This is a genomic window from Halalkalibacillus halophilus DSM 18494 (assembly GCF_000423105.1).
Lineage (GTDB): Bacteria > Bacillota > Bacilli > Bacillales > Alkalibacillaceae > Halalkalibacillus > Halalkalibacillus halophilus.
The window spans coordinates 22,064-38,656 of sequence record NZ_AUHI01000016.1; the positions used below are offsets into that span (position 1 = coordinate 22,064).

A 16,593-nucleotide genomic window follows, 5' to 3' on the forward strand; every position below is an offset into this window, starting at 1 on the left:
TGGAGTGGGGGAATAAATGATGGATAAGTATTCAGTTGATTGGAAGGGGTACATCCCAGCAATTACCTTGCCGTTTGATGCTGAGGAACAAATTGATTGGCAAGCTTATGAAACGTTATTGAATTGGCTTGTAGAAGAAGGAATGCATGGACTTGTGATCAACGGCACAACAGGAGAGTGGTTTAGCCTAACAGATCAAGAAATTCAAGATGTTTTTATGTTTGTTGGTCGTGTTGTTGGAGGAAGTATTCCTGTAATTGCTGGGTGTACGGGTTATACAGCTAAGCAGGTGACGAAGTATGTACAGTGGGCAAAAGAATCAGGTTTGCAAGGTGCATTAATTGCGCCGCCTCCATACATGGTGCCGAATGAGGAAGAAGTTTTTCGTCATTATCAAGATATTAGTAACTCAATAGATTTCCCAATCTGTGTTTATAACTGGCCTCGTGGAACTCAGATAGATATGAACCCAAAGCTTCTCAAACGGTTAACCACTCTTCAAAATGTGGTTGCGATAAAAAATTCAACACCTCAAGGAGGAGAATTTATCCAAGCATTGCTTGAGGTCGGAGAAGATGTACGCTACTTTGGCGTACCAATGAATGCATTCGGAATAAGCTTGATCGAACGACATAAAGCAGATGGGTTGATGGGGGCAGGGGCAGTATTAGGACGTGTTCACCCCGATTTCTTTAACCACGTTTGGAATGGAGAAGCGGAGAAAGCGATTTTGTGTGGGGAGAAGGATCAGTTGTTATTTAAACATTTTTTTAATTCGGATTTTTCCGTATCGTTTGGTTCCCAACAAGCGATTCTAAAGACTGCTTTAAATATACAAGGATTACCAGGGGGACATGTCCGCAGTCCTTTATTAGATCTATCTCCTGAGGAAGTAAATGAAGTGCGGAAAGTTATGAGTCAGGTTTCAATTAGTGTAAAAGGGTGAGGAACGTGAACCAGTATACAGAGACTATTGTTATTGGTGGTGGCTTAGTCGGGGCTGCGACAAGTTATTATTTAGCTGAAAAGGGGCGAGAGGTAACTCTTGTAGAACGTGGGCAGCTTAACCGCCAATCATCTGGACAAAACGCAGGGAGTTTACATTTTCAACTGGAGTATCGAATGATTGCATTTTGGGAGCAACTGCAACATGAACTTTCTCAACTGATTCCGCTTTCTATAGCCTCTGAAACAAAATGGCGTCATTTAGAGTCAGAGCTAGGTTTAGATTTAGAAGTGGTGCAGCATGGGGGATTGATGGTTGCAGAAACAGCTGAAGAATGGAAAGTTTTAACGAAAAAGTTTGAATTAGAGAAGAAGCTAGGGTTAAACACAGAGCTTCTTTCATCCTATGAAACTCATAATCTCGCACCTTATTTATCAGAGAAAGTGATTGGGTCTGCCTTTTGCCCGGAAGAAGGTCATGCAAATCCACGCCAAGTAACACCTGCCTTTGCAAGAAAAGCAATCGAAAAAGGGGCGAATGTTCATATTAATTCAAGTGTTCGTTCGATTGAAAAAGGATCTGGAAGGTGGGTGGTGGAGTTAGTCTCTGGGAAACGTGTTATTGCAGAAAATGTTGTAATTACTGCTGGAGCTTGGACTCAGGAAATTGGCTTGATGCTCGGGTTACATATTCCTGTTTACCCAGTTCCACTACTGATGAACGTGGTAGAAAAATCACCTCCCTTTCTTCATCATATGGTGCAACATGTCGGAAAACGTTTAACCATGAAACAAGTTCGAGATGGAAATATATTAGTTGGAGGGGGATGGCAGTCTTATTTTCAAAAGAAAAAAGGTAAAATTTGTTTTGACTTACCACCTCTAATTGATCCTAGATTGGTAAAAGAAAATGTGCGACTAGCGTCAAGTATTGTGCCGGGTGTTAATGATTTGAGGTTAATAAGGAGTTGGGCTGGGGTAACTGGCATTACACACGATCAGTTACCTTTAATTGGAGAACTTCCAGAGAGAAAAGGTGTATATATCGCTGTAGGTGGTTCGGGGTTCACGTTTGGTCCACTGTATGGTCAGATTATTTCTGATCTAATTACAGAGGGGGAATCTGAATTTGATATTGGATCGTTTTCTCCAGAAAAGTTAGCTCATTTAAATTTATTTATGCGCTAGTTATATATGATAGTAAGGAGGGGTGAGATGGAAGCTGTTCATATAACAATTAATGGAGAGATGTATGAAATTCCCGCTTATATTACTGTTTCCACTGCAATTATGTATGCAAAAGGTATATCCTCTTATCGGCAAACCGAAGATGAAGAGGCGCGGGCACCTGTCTGCCAGATGGGTGTTTGTTTTGATTGCACCGTTCATATCTATAAAAAAGGTCGTGTTCGGGGGTGTATGATCGATGTTGAAGAAGGGATGCATATAACAACTAGTTCGGTCATGATGGAAACGGGCACTAATGTAGTTTCAGAGGGGAAGGCACCGGAATCATCAGAGGTAGAAGCAAGCTATGATGTTGCAATTATTGGTGCAGGTCCTGCTGGGATGGGCGTAGCTGATGAACTGTCTGCTTCTCATCAATCCGTTATTTTGATCGATGAACAAAAGCAAGCGGGAGGACAAATTTATCGGCAACCTTTTGAGAAGCGAGGGGAGGTAAATCCTCTAGTCTCTAAAGTAGAACAGCATGAATCAATCGATCATTGCTATGGCCATGCAGTTTGGTCCATCCATGCTTATACAGAAACAGACCAAATTACATCGGATCCTGAACAATATGCTTATTTTCGTCTATTCATGGAAAACTATCAAACGATTCTTGCTCGCCGGGTTGTATTGGCAACGGGAGCTTATGATCGATTGATTCCTATGAAAGGGTGGACTCTACCAGGGGTAATGAGCGCAGGTGGGATTCAGGTTTCTTTAAAAACACAAATGTACCTTCCAGGTCTATCCGTATTTCTTGCTGGTAGCCATCCATTTCTTTTTGTTGTGGCGAAAATGCTTGTTGATGCAGGAGTGGAAGTGAAAGGAATTGCAGTCGCTCCCTCTTATAAAGATCTTATCAAGTTATCGAAGCATGGGAGCGTGATGGTAAAACATCGTTCTAAGTTGCATGAACTTTTTGGAGCTTTGAGGACTTTACATAAAAATCATGTACCTATATGGTTCGATACTGTTCCTCAAGAAATTATTGGCGAGGGGAAAGTAGAAGTGGTGAAGATTAGGCCCGGAAATAAGTCTAGTAATCAACAAAAAACAATTGCCTGCGACTTGGTAGGAATGTGTTATGGATTTACCCCGGTATTAGATTTAGCTAAACAATTGGGTTGTAGGTTGGAACGGACATCACATGGGAGTAGGCATGTGGTTGTGGATTCCTATCAACAAACGTCCGTCAAAGGCGTCTATGCTGTAGGTGAGTTGACGAAGGTTGGTGGTGCGGAACGTTCGGAAGCAGATGGTCGATTGCTGGGGGGAAGGTGGAGTCAAACTGAAGGAGCAAATAAGAAGCGGCAACTGCATTTAAAGGAAAAGGAAAAACGAAAATGGGATCGTTTTGCGGGTGTATTAACCGATTTAGAGTTAGTTGCTTGGAAGAAGGATGAGCTAACTACTTTTAATGATGCTCAAATCGTATGTAGATGTGAAAATATTTCAGTTAAGGATATTAAAGAAACGATGAACAAAGATGCTTCACCTAATGAACTCAATACAATTAAGCTTGAAACGCGTTGCGGCATGGGGTTATGCCAAGGAAAGTATTGTGAGGAGAGTCTGTATCGTTTAACTAAGGAGATTCTAGGAAAAGCACCAAAGGATACGTACTTTAAAGGGCAATCTCCGGTTAAAGCCATCACCATTCGAAATCTCTAAAATTAAATAGTCCAAATTAAAGTGTGGTACGCCTTTTGAGGAGGGGTGCTATGCTTTTTTAATTTAGAAAATAAAAAATTCTCGCACTTGGTATTAAACCAAGTGCGAGAATGAAGAGAAGACTTATTCAACTGTTACATCGTTAAATTGGTAAATACCGTTCGGTGCAACGCCGAATCCTTCGATCGAATCACTAACACCTAAAAGATATTCTGTATGGTTCACAAATACCATTGGTGCTTTTTGAATTAACATTTCGGATGCTTCCGAATATAGTTCCATACGTGTATCTAGATCTGCTTCTCGTCGAGCTTCATCTAAAATCTCATCTACTTCTGGATCATCAAAGAATGTCATGTTACCCGGCATTCCGTGGTTATCAGAGTGGAAGAGTAAGTGTGTAGAGTAGTCTCCGTCCATTGTCGGTGTCGACCACCCAAGTATAAACATTTCCGTTTGACCTTCTGCAGCATCCTCGATAAATGCTCCAAACTCCATTCCTTCAATGTTTACAGTGATATTAAGTTCAGATAGTGCACTTTCAGCATAGGTTGCCATGTTCATACGCTGTGGGTTATCACTATTTGTTTTCAAGCTGATTTCAAATCCATCTCCATAACCAGCCTCTTCTAATAATGATTGAGCTTCTTCTAGGTCATAACCAAGTCCTTCTATATCTTCATCATGTCCTAGTACACCAGGAGGAATTGGACCGGTAGCTGGAATACTAGTTCCATCGTATATACCATCAATGATCTGAGATTGATCAATAGCTAATGAAATCGCACGTCGAACTCGCTCATCATTCAGTGGCTCTACCTGTGTATTAAAGGCAATAAAGTTTAAGGATGTTGAACTTTCTTGTAAGACAGAAGTTCCGTCCATTTCAGATACACGATCAATATTGTCTGGTTCAATTGCGTCTGCAATGTGTACTGCTCCTGTTTCAAGCTCTGCTAAACGAGTACTTGTTTCAGGAATTGTTCGGAAAGTGATTGTTTCTATTTCTGCTACGTCACCCCAATAATCGTCATTTCGTGCAAGAACGATTTGATCTCCTGGAGTGTAAGTATCAAACATGAATGGTCCTGTGCCGATTGGGTTGGAGTTGATGTATTGATCAATTTCGTCTCCCGACTCAACGGCTTCTGCATCTGCCTCAATAATTTCACCAGACATAATACTCGTATTATTATGAGCTAAGTGGTTAAGAATTGGCGAGAATGCATACTGAAGAGTTACTTCGAGTGTATACTCATCTACAGCTTCTACAGTGTCAATTGCACTTACGATAGAAGCCCCTTGAGAACCGATCTCCTCATCTAATAAGCGGTCGAAGTTCATCTTAACAACTTCTGCATTTAAGTCTGATCCGTCATGGAAAGTTACACCTTCACGAATCTCAAACTGCCAAGTAGTCTCATCAAGTTGTTCCCAGTTAGTAGCTAGGTTTTCTTGAGGGTTTCCTTCATCATCTAGTGTAATCAGAGTTTCGTAAATATTTGATCGAACGTTTCCAGATGGAACATCATTCGAACCGTGTGCTGATAAAGATGATAATTCAGCTGGTACAGCAATTACTACATTTTCCTCTCCGTCCCCTTCACTTGCTGCATCATCTTCCGTAGAAGAGTCATCCTCTTCACCTGATGCCTCATCGTCTTCAGAAGATGAGTCTTCTTCCTCTGAAGCTGAATCATCTGTTGATCCTTCTGATTCTTCCGGCTCGCCATCTCCAGCACATGCCGCTAGAAACATCGCAAGGACAAGGAAAAGAGCCAGCAACCATGCCAAATTCTTTGATCGCATTATAATACCCCCTAAAAGTTTTTAACCTTCGCTCAAATAGTGTTTTAAATTATTTGAATATTGCGAGATTAATTAACAATATAAGCGATTGCTAAAGATAAAACTATAAAAAATTTTACAAACTTAAAAATGTCTTTACAAGTAATCAGTGTCGTTTCTTTTGATATATATAGGAAATTATTCTTCCTAATAAGTTTTTAAATATCAACAATTGAGACAAAAACAAAACTTTATGTGAGTTTGTAAAAAATTATATAGTTTTCGTTCACAAGAGGGTGGTAGAATTTTTTTAAATAAAGAATTTTGAAAATTCAAAAGAGAATGAAGTTTAAGTTATTGGAGGAATACTTATGGCTAACCAAGATGAGAAGTTAGTGAAATCAGAGGCATCGTTTATGCGGCTACGAACAAGCCCGAAGATGAGAAGTTTAAAAGGATTTTATCGAAAGTTGAAAAGAAATAGAGCTGCATTGGTTGGGGGTTACCTCATTATTTTATTAATGATTATTGCCACCATCGGCCCATTTTTTCTTAGCCATGGAATTAATGACGTAGATTATACGGTCCGTCTTCAACCACCTAGCTCAGAATTTTGGTTAGGCACAGATCATAACGGTAGGGATATATTCTCTCGGATTATATACGGTGCTCAAATTACATTAATTGTAGGTTTTCTTTCCGTAATCTTTGGTGGGGTTGCAGGAGTGGTAATTGGAATTGTGTCTGGTTACTACGGAGGGAAAATTGATGCGGTGATTATGCGAATTATGGATGTGCTTTTAGCGTTCCCTGGAATTTTATTAGCATTAGCTATTGTGAGCATTTTAGGTCCAAGTATTATTAATGTGATTTATGCCGTAGCGATATATTCAGTTCCATCATTTGCTCGTATTGTAAGAGGCTCGACATTAGCGACCAAGGAGCTTGAATATGTAGATGCATCTCGTGCATTAGGTGCTAGTGATTTTCGCTTGATATTCAAACATATCCTGCCAAACGTCACTTCTCCACTAATTGTCCAAGCGACTTTATCTATTGCAACAGCAATATTAACAGCAAGCGGACTTTCCTTTCTTGGATTAGGAGCACAACCACCTTCTCCTGAGTGGGGTGCGATGCTAAACGATGGAAGAGGGTACATGTATGATTCAGGCTACATTGCATTATTTCCAGGTCTCGCGATTGTCTTAGCCGTACTAGCTTTTAATCTATTTGGAGATGGCATTCGAGATGCTTTAGATCCAAAGACAAAATAATCACGGGGAAGGTGAAAACATGTTCAAATTTATTGTACGTAGGTTACTTCAGTTGATTCCTGTTTTATTTGGAGTCACACTGCTTGTCTTTTTAATGCTACATATTACACCCGGAAATCCAGCAGCAATATTAGCTGGAGAAGGTGCGAGTCAAGAGACAATTGACAACGTTGCAAACCGGTTAGGGCTGAATGAACCACTTCATATGCAATACATTTACTTCGTTATGGACGCCATTCGATTAGATTTTGGAACTTCGTGGAGAACTGGTATGCCAGTAGCTGACGAAATTGGCTCAAGATTTTGGGTAACCGTTGAACTGGCGGTTTACAGTACTATTTTAAGTGTATTTATTGGAATAATCGCAGGGGTTATATCTGCTGTACGTCGATACTCATTCACGGACGTTGGAATTATGTTACTAGCATTATTCGGACTATCCATGCCGAACTTTTGGTTAGGGCTAATGTTAATGCAATGGTTTGCCGTTCAGCTTATGTGGGTGCCTGCATCCGGCTGGGGAAGTGCTTCGCAAGTTATTCTACCTGTGATTGCATTAGGCACGGCGGGAGCAGCAATTATAGCAAGAATGACACGTTCTAGCATGCTTGAAGTCATCTCACAAGATTATATTCGGACTGCTCGAGCTAAAGGCACAAAGGAAAGAGTTGTTATATACCGTCACGCCCTCCGAAATGCGTTAATACCAGTAGTTACCGTTGTAGGACTTCAGTTCGGATATTTACTAGGCGGAGCAGTTTTAACGGAGACCGTGTTTGCAATTAATGGACTTGGAAGGTTAGTTGTAGATCGAATCGCATCACGTGATTTCCCAGTGATTCAAGCATCGGTTTTAATTATTGCCACGTTATTTGTATTCGTTAACTTCTTAGTTGATATCTCTTATCGACTGCTTAATAAGCGAATTGATTTGGATTAGGAGGAAGAGGTGAACAAAATGACTGTTGAAAATATCTTAGAAATTAAAAACTTAAAAACATATTTTTCATTAGATAAAGATCGTGTAGTCAAAGCAGTAGATGGTGTTTCTTACGTTGTTCCAAAGGGTAAAACGCTAGGCATAGTCGGGGAATCGGGTTCTGGTAAAAGTATCACGGCTTTAAGTGTCCTACGTTTAGTGGATGAACCTGGAGAAATCGTAGACGGAGAAATTTTATTCAAAGGAGAAGATTTGGTTAAGAAGAAAGTGTCTGAGATGCGTAAGATCAGAGGAAATCAAATCTCGATGATCTTTCAAGAACCGATGACGTCTCTAAACCCTGTCCACTCTGTGGGAAAACAAATTAAAGAAACTCTCCATATACATGAGGATTTAATCAGACAAGAGGCCAATCATAAAGCATTGGATTTATTAAAATTAGTAGGAATTCCGTCGCCAGAAAAGCGATTGACACAGTATCCGTTTGAATTATCTGGTGGTATGCGACAGCGCGTGATGATTGCTATTGCCCTTGCATGTAACCCTGAATTATTAATTGCAGATGAGCCAACTACTGCTTTAGATGTGACTATTCAAGCGCAAATATTAGAGCTAATCAAGGAACTTCAGGCGGAACTTCATATGTCGGTTATGCTCATTACGCATGATTTAGGTGTAGTGGCAGAAACATGTGATTTTGTTGCGGTAATGTATGCGGGAAAAGTTGTTGAATATGCCGATGTAGATACGTTGTTTGAAAGTCCGAAACACCCTTACACAGTAGGCCTATTAAATTCCCTTCCGCGTCATGACATTAAAATGGAAGAGTTGACACCGATTAAAGGGATGGTACCTAGTCCATTCGAGATGCCAGAGGGTTGTCGATTTGCACCTAGGTGTCCGTTTGCTACTGCGCTTTGTCAGGAGAAGTTGCCTGATCTTGAAAAGAAGGAAAATGGTCAAGAAGTAAGATGTTGGATATACACAGATGAATGGGATGGAGAGGAAGTGAAAGTTTATGAACCAAACGCAACTACTTAAAATTAACGGGCTAAAACAATACTTTCCGATTCGCGGTGGATTCTTTGGGCGAAAAGTTAATGACGTAAAAGCAGTCGATGATATTAGTTTTGAAATTAATAAAGGAGAGGCAGTCTCTATAGTCGGTGAATCTGGGTGTGGGAAATCGACAACTGGTCGAGCTATTTTGCGATTAGATGAGCCAACGGAAGGTACGATTGAATTTAACGGTGTCGATCTTCTTTCTCTAAAACGAAAGGACATGAAAAAGGCACGAAAGGATTTGCAAATCATCTTTCAAGACCCTTATGCTTCTTTGAATCCTAGATTAACTGTCCGTCAAATTATATATGAGTCAATGGATATTCAAAAACATGTGAAGCGTCAGGACCGGGAAGCTAGAATGTTTGAGTTACTTGAATTAGTTGGATTGCAACGGCATCAAGCAGACCTATTCCCACATGAATTCTCCGGAGGTCAACGTCAACGAGTAGGCATCGCTCGAGCTCTATCAGTTGATCCGAAGTTGATTGTTTGTGATGAAGCGGTATCTGCTCTGGATGTATCGATACAAGCGCAAGTATTGAATTTACTGAAGAAACTTCAAAAAGAGATGGAACTTACGTATTTGTTTATTTCTCATGATTTGGGTGTGGTGCGACATATTTCTGACCGAATCATTGTTATGTATCTAGGTAAAATAGTTGAAATTGGTGACAATGAATCTATCTTCGAAAATCCTAAGCATCCATATACCAAAGCTTTGCTATCAGCAATACCTGTTCCGAACCCGAAAAAGAAAAGTGAGCGCATCTTGCTAGAAGGGGATGTACCATCTCCAATTGATCCGCCGCAGGGTTGTCGTTTTCATACGCGTTGTCCCTTTGCAACCGACTTATGTAAAGAAGAGACCCCACAATTACGAACGACGGATGGTATGACAGAAAATCATCAAGCTGCATGTCATTATATTAACGAAATAGATTTTGAAAAGGTCAAAGCGCGAGTGTAAATCTGTTAGTGAAAGGAGGAGGGCAAAATGACATCCTTACAACAAGAAGCGGTTGCTGTTTTGCAACAACTCATAAAAATCGATACGAGCAATCCTTCGAAAACGGAATGGGAAGCGTTACGCTATTTAGAATCGATTGCTGAACGAGAAGGGTTGTCGACACAATTAGTGGAAACTGCTCCCCAAAGAGGAAATTTGGAGATCTTTTTAAAAAAAGATACCCCTTCAGACCTTCTACTTTTATCACATGTGGACGTAGTTCCAGCGGAGACAAGCGCTTGGACTCACCCGCCTTTTTCAGGGGTGGTCCAAGATGGATGGATTTGGGGTAGAGGAACTATTGATACAAAGCAATTAACGGTGATCCATCTGTTTACATTGGTTCATTTAAAGAGAAATGGAATTCAATTACCAATTCAAATGCTTGTGACATCGGATGAAGAACAGGGGAGCAAGGAAGGGCTTTTACGTTACATAGAAAAAAAGCCTGATGTTTTTCGAGACTTAACGGTACTTAATGAAGGGGGAGGTTTTCCAGTACTTGTGAACAATCAACCTTTTCATTTAGTAGAACTAGGACAAAAAGGAGTAGCTCGTATAAGCGTACGGGTGAAACCATCCAAATCATCCAACCCTTATATGCCCGATCATCAGGCATTAACAGACTTATCTACAGTGATGAAACGTATACAAAGAATATCGAACGATACATTGCCTGAAACGGTTCGTTTGATGTTTGAGATTATCGCAGAAGCGACAAACACGTCGTTTCAAGTAGAGAATGCAGACCAGTTTATTGCAGCTCATTTACCTTCCCATTTGGAACGTATGATGCGTGCTATGACACGGACAACTTTTTCATTTACACAATTGAAGGCGGGCGTACAAACTGACCTACCTGAAGGAGGGTATGAAACGATTATTGATTGTCGAACGCTCCCTAAAGTAACTTACGAACAACTAAAAGAACACTTTGATAAAGCGTTACAGGAGATCGACGGAAGCTTTGAGATTTTATCCTTTTCTCAAGGATATGAAACCCCCGTGGATCAAAACCAATTAAATTCATTAGAATTCATCTTACAAAAGAATCTACCAGGACACCGAGTCGTACCATACTTATCTATTGGAAGTAGTGATGGAAGGCATATAGCCCCTTTAGGAGCACATGTTTATGGCTATTGTCCAACAGATGTGGATATGCCATTTGATGAAGTCATTCAACGTGTTCACGGGGTCGATGAGCGTATTTCAATTAGATCTTTTACATTAGGTTTGGAGCAAATGATTCACATAGTGCAAGAAATGAGTGGAGGAGGGGTGCAAGATGCAATTAGGCGATCCTGAAATTTCAAAAGAAAAGCTTGATCAAGCAGTACAGTATATGAAAGCGCATGACATCGATACATGGCTCATCTTAACACGTGAGGGCACAGACCCATCTTGTCCATTGCTAATCAGTGTAAGGTCCGTTCATTTGGCTGCTGTCTTTATCCGTGCTGATGGAGCACATCAAGTTTTGACATCAGCTAGTGACTACGGCAGTTATGTGGAGACAGGATTATTTAATAAAGTTATTCAATACGAGTCAGATATGGAAGATGACTTTAGATCTTTGTTCGATTCTTTGGATATCGAACGACTGGCCTTAAATTATTCAGAAACAGATCATTTATGCGATGGACTTACTGCCGGTTTGCTCGAGTGGCTTGAAGATGTAATTGGTGAAAAACGAATCATGAACCTTATGCTTAGTAGTGAACCTTTATTAAAACAAATTCGTAGCATAAAGTCACCGAAGGAAATTGGGTTGATTGAAGAAGCAGTCAGATTAACTGATGAGATCTATGAAAGGGTATTTGAACAAGTGATGCCAGGTATGACAGAGATTGAAATGGGAGAGATTTTTGTAAAAGAGATGAAGCAACGAGGTGTATCAAATGGACTTGGTAACTCCTTTGATTCTCCAATGGTCTGCTGTGTAAGAAATGGTCTTGCTCACCGGCGTCCGGGTCACTTTGTTGTGGAACCAGGTGACATTGTCATTTTTGATTTCAGCTTAAAATATGTGAATTATGTTTCCGATATTGCTCGCACGATTTACTTTTTGAAACCAGGAGAAACGCAAGCTCCAGAGAGTATTCAACATGCTTTTGATACAGCATTTAAAGCTATTCACAAAACTATTGATTCTATGAAACCTGGTATGAAGGGTTATGAAGTGGATGCCGTTGGAAGACAGGTGATTGAAGACGCAGGTTATCCAACGATTCGTCATTCAGTGGGACATCAAGTAGGGAGAGATACGCATGATGGTGGCACGATTTTAGGCCCAGTAAAAAAACCAAAGCGGCCACAAGTAGAAGGTGAGCTTCAAGTAGGAGAAGTTTATGCTATCGAGCCAACTCTCATACAAGATGACGGGCTTCCGTGTATGCTCGTCGAAGAAAATGTCGTGATGACAGAAGCGGGTACAAGATTATTAAGTCGCCCACAGCAAAAGCTTGTACTAATCAAACCGTCGTAAAAGAGGTGATGTGCTAGATGGAAGCAAAAGAGTTATTGATTCAACTCGTTCAAGCAAAAACTGTCAACGATGAACAGAATGAGTGGGTAGGTATTGATGTCCTTGGGAGATGGCTTACCGAGAGAGGGCTTCATTATGACATTTACGAAAGTCCTCACCATCGCCCTAACTTAGTTGCTAAAATAACAAAAACGACTCATGAATCATGTGAACCCCCCCTTATTTTACTTTCACATATGGATGTAGTGGCAACTAATGATGAGGAATGGACTTACCCACCATTTCAAGGCATACAAGCAGAAGGAGCTATTTGGGGTCGAGGAACGCTCGACACCAAGCAGCTCACTGCTATGCATGCCGAAGCTTTTTATAAAGCTTCTAAACAATTGAATCGAACAAGAGATATATATTTCATCGTGACAGCGGATGAAGAAAACGGCAGTAAAGAAGGAATGGAGTTTTTATCTAAAGCGATGAATCATATATTCACGGATGCATTAGTACTCAGTGAAGGTGGAGGATTTTTACTGAATAATGATCTGACGAATGAAAGCTATATGCTATATGCCAATAGTGAAAAGGGTTCAGCAAACCTACGATTATCATTTGAACGGGAGGGTGGACACGCAGCTGCTCCTCCAAACGAGTTTGTCATTGTTGAATTAATTGAGACGATAAATTACTTAGCGAAACACTTAGAAGCTTCCGTGGAAAATCAGGACTTGTTTGGATATCAATCTTCATTGAATGCTTTCTTGGAATCAAGTCACCATACAAGCGAACACGAGCTGGCAAGCCGACTAAAAGAGTACATGAAAAATGTAACAATGAAAATTCCACCGTTCAAAGTCGGTGGAAATAGTGTCAATGTGCTTCCCACTCAAGCAGAAATCACTTTAGAGTTGCGAGTGCTGCCTGAGATGACCGCTTCACAGTTAGAAGAAAGCATTAATTGCTTGTTAGATCGTAATAAGGTTTCGTGGGAAATAATATCGTTTCATCCTGGATATCAAAATCAACCGCGGGATTCTATGGTTCCAATCTTTGAAGAAGTTGCAAAGGAGCTTGGATTTCATGGTGAATGGATTCCATTTACTGCTTTGGGACGAACGGATGGACGTTTTATTGCCAAAGAAGCGACTTGTATCTATGGAATTTCTCCTACTATGACTAGTTTCACAGAAGTGCTGAAAAGAGTACATCAAACGGATGAAAGAATTGAAATAGATTCTTTTGAATTTGGGTCTATGTGGATGGACCGAGTAGTAGCTAGAGCTTGTGAATAAAAGGGGTGGCTAATATGTATGAAACGCAAAAAGAAAAGATGGAGCAGGCCGTTCGATATTTAATTAAGGAAAATATAGATACTTGGTTAATTTATACGAGCGAAGGAAGTGATCCCTGTTTGCCTTTAGTAACAGGTGTAAAAACAGTTGGTCCAGGGGCATTTTTATTTAGAAAGTCTGGAGAAAAAATAGCAATTACGAGCTCGATAGATGCACAAGATGTGCGGGAATCAAAGCTATTTGATCAAGTACTTACCTATCAAAATGGTTTAGCAGAAGAACTGGTTCCCCTAATCGAAAAATGGAAACCACTAACCATAGCAGTTAATAAATCTAAAAATGAACATCTCGCAGACGGACTGACAGCCGGTCGTTTCATGTGGTTAAAACGTACGTTAAGTGAGGTTTTTGAGGGAACTTATCTTGATGCAGAACCTTTTTTGAATAAGTTAAGAAGTATAAAAACGGAAGCGGAAATAGAAAAAATAAAGATAGCGATTGATATCACCCATGATATATATGAAAGCGTATTTAAAGAGATTCAAGCTGGTATGACAGAAAAAGAAATGGGCCAGTTGTTTGTGGAAGCACTAGAAGAACGTTCACTTGTAAATGGAATCGATCGTACCTTGTCGATGCCGATTGTTATGAAGGATAATATCGCACATCGCGGACCAAGTGATCGGGTAGTGGAGAAGGGAGAGCTTGTGATTTTTGATTTCAGTGTTGATTGTGACGGGTATGTATCCGACATTGCACGGACTGTCTACTTCCTTAAAGACAATGAAACGCAAGCACCAGAACCTATTCAACAAACTTTTGACACGATTCATGAAGCAATTACTCTAGCAGCTGAACGGATAAAACCTGGAATCAAAGGTTATGAAGTAGATCAAGCAGCACGAGAGCATCTATTGACTAATGGCTACCCAGAAATTGAGCATGCAACAGGGCACCAAATTGGGCAAGATGTGCATGATGGTGGGGCGTTGTTAGGGCCGAAATGGAAACGTTACGGAGAATCTCCTTATGAATTACTTGAAAAAGGCAATGTATTCACAATTGAGCCCACTGTATTTTTAAGAGAAAAAGGAATCCATTTTATTGTTGAAGAAAATGTCGTAATTACAAATGAAGGAATTACTTACTTAAGTAAAAGACAAGATGAGCTTATTTTAATAGATTAAAGTTGGAGGTGCAGGAATGACCAAATATGATGGAATTATAGTAGGTGCAGGTATTGTAGGAGTTTCTATTGCTTACCATTTAAGCAAACTAGGCTATTCTAAACTGCTCCTCATAGATAAGGGCGGTGTAGCTTCAGGTATAACGGGTATTTGTCCAGGTGGTATTCGCCAGCAATGGGGTACAGAAATTAATTGTCGAATGGCAAAAGCAGCCGTTCAATTCTATGAAAACATTAATACCCATTTAGAGCCAGAGGAAACGATTGGTTACAGTAGTGTGGGGTATATGTACACTTTCCACTCCGAAGAGGCAATTGAAAACTATAAGAAAAATAAAGAACTCCAAAATAAACTTGGAATTCCAACCGAATTTTTAACTCCTGAACAAGCTGCTGAGATAGTACCCGGGATCGATCAAGAATCTTTTAAACTAGCATCTTATTGTAAGACAGATGGGTTTGTGGATGATGCTTACCATGTCACACAAGGCTTTGCGGATGCAGCAAAAAGACGCGGTGCGACTGTCATAAATGATGAAGTAAAGAAGGTTTTAATGGAAGGTCAAAGAGTAACTGGGGTTCAAACTAAAAAAAGGGGAGAGATTCATGCAGATTTTGTTGTAAATGCTGCTGGTCTTGGTTCCAAAGAATTAGCAGCAACGGCTGGTATAAATTTACCGATATCGTTTGAAACTCGTAGGATTTTATATACGAATAGAATCGAAAAAAGATTAATCGAACCATTACTTATTTCCTTTGAAAAGGGTTTTGCAGCCAAACAACTTTCTGACGGAGTATTGTATATGAGTTACTTAGGGGAAAGCGAAAAGAAATTGTCGTCCTTTGAGTTTAAAATGAAAGCAGCAGAAGTGGGGATGGAAATCTTCCCTCCACTTGAACAAGTTGAATTCCGTACGCATACTGATGGAGTCTATGATAGTACCCCGGACCACCAAGCGATTCTAGGAGATGTAGATGGTGTGGAGGGATACTACCAAGCAGTCGGTATGAGTGGTCATGGATTCATGATGGCACCGATTATTGGAGAAACACTTGCTGATCTTATCGATGGAAAAGAACCTTCCATTGATATTCGTTCCTTGCATATGAATCGTTTTAAAGAAGATAAATTATTATTTGAACCAAGTGTTGTGTAATTTGGTGGAATAAATGTAAAATGCTAAAGGAGAGGTAAAATGAATTATTTCATTATTGAGTTTCCAGAATCAAACGAAAGTATACGATTCGATTTATTGACTGAAAAAGCACCTAAAACATGCGAGGCCTTTTGGGAAGTGATATCTGAACCGGTGGAAATGATGGTAAAGCATGCGATTTATACTGGGAAAGAAATTTCAGCACAACTACCACCAGATGGAAAGGCAAAAGATCTCTTGTATGATCCGAAACCTGAGAATTTAACTTGCTTTCCTCTACCTGGGGATATCCTGTTCACTTTTATGCCTGAATACGGATTCGGAGGAGCTCCAGTCCCAATATTTGATATAGGAGTCTTTTATGGAAGAGATGCAAGAACCTTCTTTCCAATGGGCTGGTTGCCTGGTCATTTGATGGCACAGGTCCATTCTAAGCAGGAGCTTGACCGTTTACAAGAGGTAGGGCAAAGCATCCATGTAAACGGTCAACAACCCATGGTTATACGTAGAGGGGAATAAAAAAGACTGGGAGCACATAAAGGATGCTCCCAGCC

At 40.2% G+C, this 16,593-nt stretch carries 14 protein-coding genes; 13 read left to right on the forward strand and 1 reads right to left on the reverse strand.

Annotated elements, in window-relative coordinates:
- Positions 1-19 precede the first annotated feature (19 nt).
- The 3 genes from G532_RS0109920 to G532_RS0109930 are packed head-to-tail and all read left to right on the forward strand — an operon-like array spanning position 20 to position 3,846.
- Positions 20-946: a dihydrodipicolinate synthase family protein gene (locus G532_RS0109920; protein WP_035512874.1), complete on the forward strand. Its 927-nt coding sequence runs from the start codon at positions 20-22 to the stop codon at positions 944-946.
- Between the two features lie 5 nt (positions 947-951).
- Positions 952-2,133, forward strand: coding sequence for an NAD(P)/FAD-dependent oxidoreductase (locus tag G532_RS0109925; RefSeq protein ID WP_027964678.1), 1,182 nt, complete (start codon positions 952-954; stop codon positions 2,131-2,133).
- 27 nt (positions 2,134-2,160) lie between these two features.
- Complete coding sequence (locus tag G532_RS0109930; protein WP_027964679.1) at positions 2,161-3,846, forward strand: FAD-dependent oxidoreductase; 1,686 nt, start codon at positions 2,161-2,163, stop codon at positions 3,844-3,846.
- 123 nt (positions 3,847-3,969) lie between these two features.
- Here the strand turns inward: G532_RS0109930 and G532_RS0109935 are convergent, their stop codons facing one another.
- Positions 3,970-5,655: a glutathione ABC transporter substrate-binding protein gene (locus G532_RS0109935; protein ID WP_027964680.1), complete on the reverse strand. Its 1,686-nt coding sequence runs from the start codon at positions 5,653-5,655 to the stop codon at positions 3,970-3,972.
- 350 nt (positions 5,656-6,005) lie between these two features.
- Between G532_RS0109935 and nikC the strand changes: the two genes are divergently transcribed.
- The 10 genes from nikC to G532_RS15135 are packed head-to-tail and all read left to right on the forward strand — an operon-like array spanning position 6,006 to position 16,558.
- Complete coding sequence (nikC, locus tag G532_RS0109940) at positions 6,006-6,911, forward strand: nickel transporter permease (protein ID WP_027964681.1); 906 nt, start codon at positions 6,006-6,008, stop codon at positions 6,909-6,911.
- A 19-nt stretch (positions 6,912-6,930) separates the two neighbouring features.
- The gene (locus tag G532_RS0109945; protein ID WP_027964682.1) at positions 6,931-7,851 is read left to right on the forward strand and encodes an ABC transporter permease; all 921 of its coding nucleotides are present in this window, start codon (positions 6,931-6,933) and stop codon (positions 7,849-7,851) included.
- A gap of 18 nt (positions 7,852-7,869) precedes the next feature.
- Positions 7,870-8,892 carry an ABC transporter ATP-binding protein gene (locus G532_RS0109950; protein WP_027964683.1) on the forward strand — a complete coding sequence of 341 codons (1,023 nt, stop codon included), beginning with the start codon at positions 7,870-7,872 and terminating at the stop codon, positions 8,890-8,892.
- The gene (locus G532_RS0109955; protein WP_027964684.1) at positions 8,870-9,883 is read left to right on the forward strand and encodes an ABC transporter ATP-binding protein; all 1,014 of its coding nucleotides are present in this window, start codon (positions 8,870-8,872) and stop codon (positions 9,881-9,883) included. The genes G532_RS0109950 and G532_RS0109955 overlap by 23 nt, the downstream gene beginning before the upstream one ends.
- A gap of 27 nt (positions 9,884-9,910) precedes the next feature.
- Positions 9,911-11,230 (forward strand): M20/M25/M40 family metallo-hydrolase, encoded by a 1,320-nt coding sequence (locus G532_RS0109960; protein ID WP_027964685.1) that lies wholly within the window; start codon positions 9,911-9,913, stop codon positions 11,228-11,230.
- The gene (locus tag G532_RS0109965) at positions 11,211-12,410 is read left to right on the forward strand and encodes a M24 family metallopeptidase (RefSeq protein ID WP_027964686.1); all 1,200 of its coding nucleotides are present in this window, start codon (positions 11,211-11,213) and stop codon (positions 12,408-12,410) included. The genes G532_RS0109960 and G532_RS0109965 overlap by 20 nt, the downstream gene beginning before the upstream one ends.
- Before the next feature lie 17 nt (positions 12,411-12,427).
- Complete coding sequence (locus G532_RS0109970) at positions 12,428-13,696, forward strand: M20/M25/M40 family metallo-hydrolase (RefSeq protein ID WP_027964687.1); 1,269 nt, start codon at positions 12,428-12,430, stop codon at positions 13,694-13,696.
- Between the two features lie 14 nt (positions 13,697-13,710).
- On the forward strand, positions 13,711-14,883 hold the full coding sequence (locus tag G532_RS0109975; RefSeq protein WP_035512876.1) for a M24 family metallopeptidase: 1,173 nt from the start codon (positions 13,711-13,713) through the stop codon (positions 14,881-14,883).
- Positions 14,884-14,899: 16 nt separating this feature from the next.
- Positions 14,900-16,039, forward strand: a complete 1,140-nt coding sequence (locus G532_RS0109980; protein WP_027964689.1) for an NAD(P)/FAD-dependent oxidoreductase — start codon at positions 14,900-14,902, stop codon at positions 16,037-16,039.
- 39 nt (positions 16,040-16,078) lie between these two features.
- Positions 16,079-16,558, forward strand: coding sequence for a DUF3830 family protein (locus G532_RS15135; RefSeq protein ID WP_051189140.1), 480 nt, complete (start codon positions 16,079-16,081; stop codon positions 16,556-16,558).
- Positions 16,559-16,593 lie beyond the last annotated feature (35 nt).

What these genes read in the sequence shown, in the direction of transcription:
- G532_RS0109960 (WP_027964685.1), top strand. Translation starts at nt 9,911, where the DNA reads ATGACATCCTTACAACAAGAAGCGGTTGCTGTTTTGCAACAACTCATA.
- G532_RS0109980 (WP_027964689.1), top strand. Translation starts at nt 14,900, where the DNA reads ATGACCAAATATGATGGAATTATAGTAGGTGCAGGTATTGTAGGAGTT.
- G532_RS0109950 (WP_027964683.1), top strand. Translation starts at nt 7,870, where the DNA reads ATGACTGTTGAAAATATCTTAGAAATTAAAAACTTAAAAACATATTTT.
- G532_RS0109965 (WP_027964686.1), top strand. Translation starts at nt 11,211, where the DNA reads ATGCAATTAGGCGATCCTGAAATTTCAAAAGAAAAGCTTGATCAAGCA.
- G532_RS0109975 (WP_035512876.1), top strand. Translation starts at nt 13,711, where the DNA reads ATGTATGAAACGCAAAAAGAAAAGATGGAGCAGGCCGTTCGATATTTA.
- G532_RS0109930 (WP_027964679.1), top strand. Translation starts at nt 2,161, where the DNA reads ATGGAAGCTGTTCATATAACAATTAATGGAGAGATGTATGAAATTCCC.
- G532_RS15135 (WP_051189140.1), top strand. Translation starts at nt 16,079, where the DNA reads ATGAATTATTTCATTATTGAGTTTCCAGAATCAAACGAAAGTATACGA.
- G532_RS0109920 (WP_035512874.1), top strand. Translation starts at nt 20, where the DNA reads ATGGATAAGTATTCAGTTGATTGGAAGGGGTACATCCCAGCAATTACC.
- nikC (WP_027964681.1), top strand. Translation starts at nt 6,006, where the DNA reads ATGGCTAACCAAGATGAGAAGTTAGTGAAATCAGAGGCATCGTTTATG.
- G532_RS0109970 (WP_027964687.1), top strand. Translation starts at nt 12,428, where the DNA reads ATGGAAGCAAAAGAGTTATTGATTCAACTCGTTCAAGCAAAAACTGTC.
- G532_RS0109955 (WP_027964684.1), top strand. Translation starts at nt 8,870, where the DNA reads ATGAACCAAACGCAACTACTTAAAATTAACGGGCTAAAACAATACTTT.
- G532_RS0109945 (WP_027964682.1), top strand. Translation starts at nt 6,931, where the DNA reads ATGTTCAAATTTATTGTACGTAGGTTACTTCAGTTGATTCCTGTTTTA.
- G532_RS0109935 (WP_027964680.1), bottom strand. Translation starts at nt 5,655, where the DNA reads ATGCGATCAAAGAATTTGGCATGGTTGCTGGCTCTTTTCCTTGTCCTT.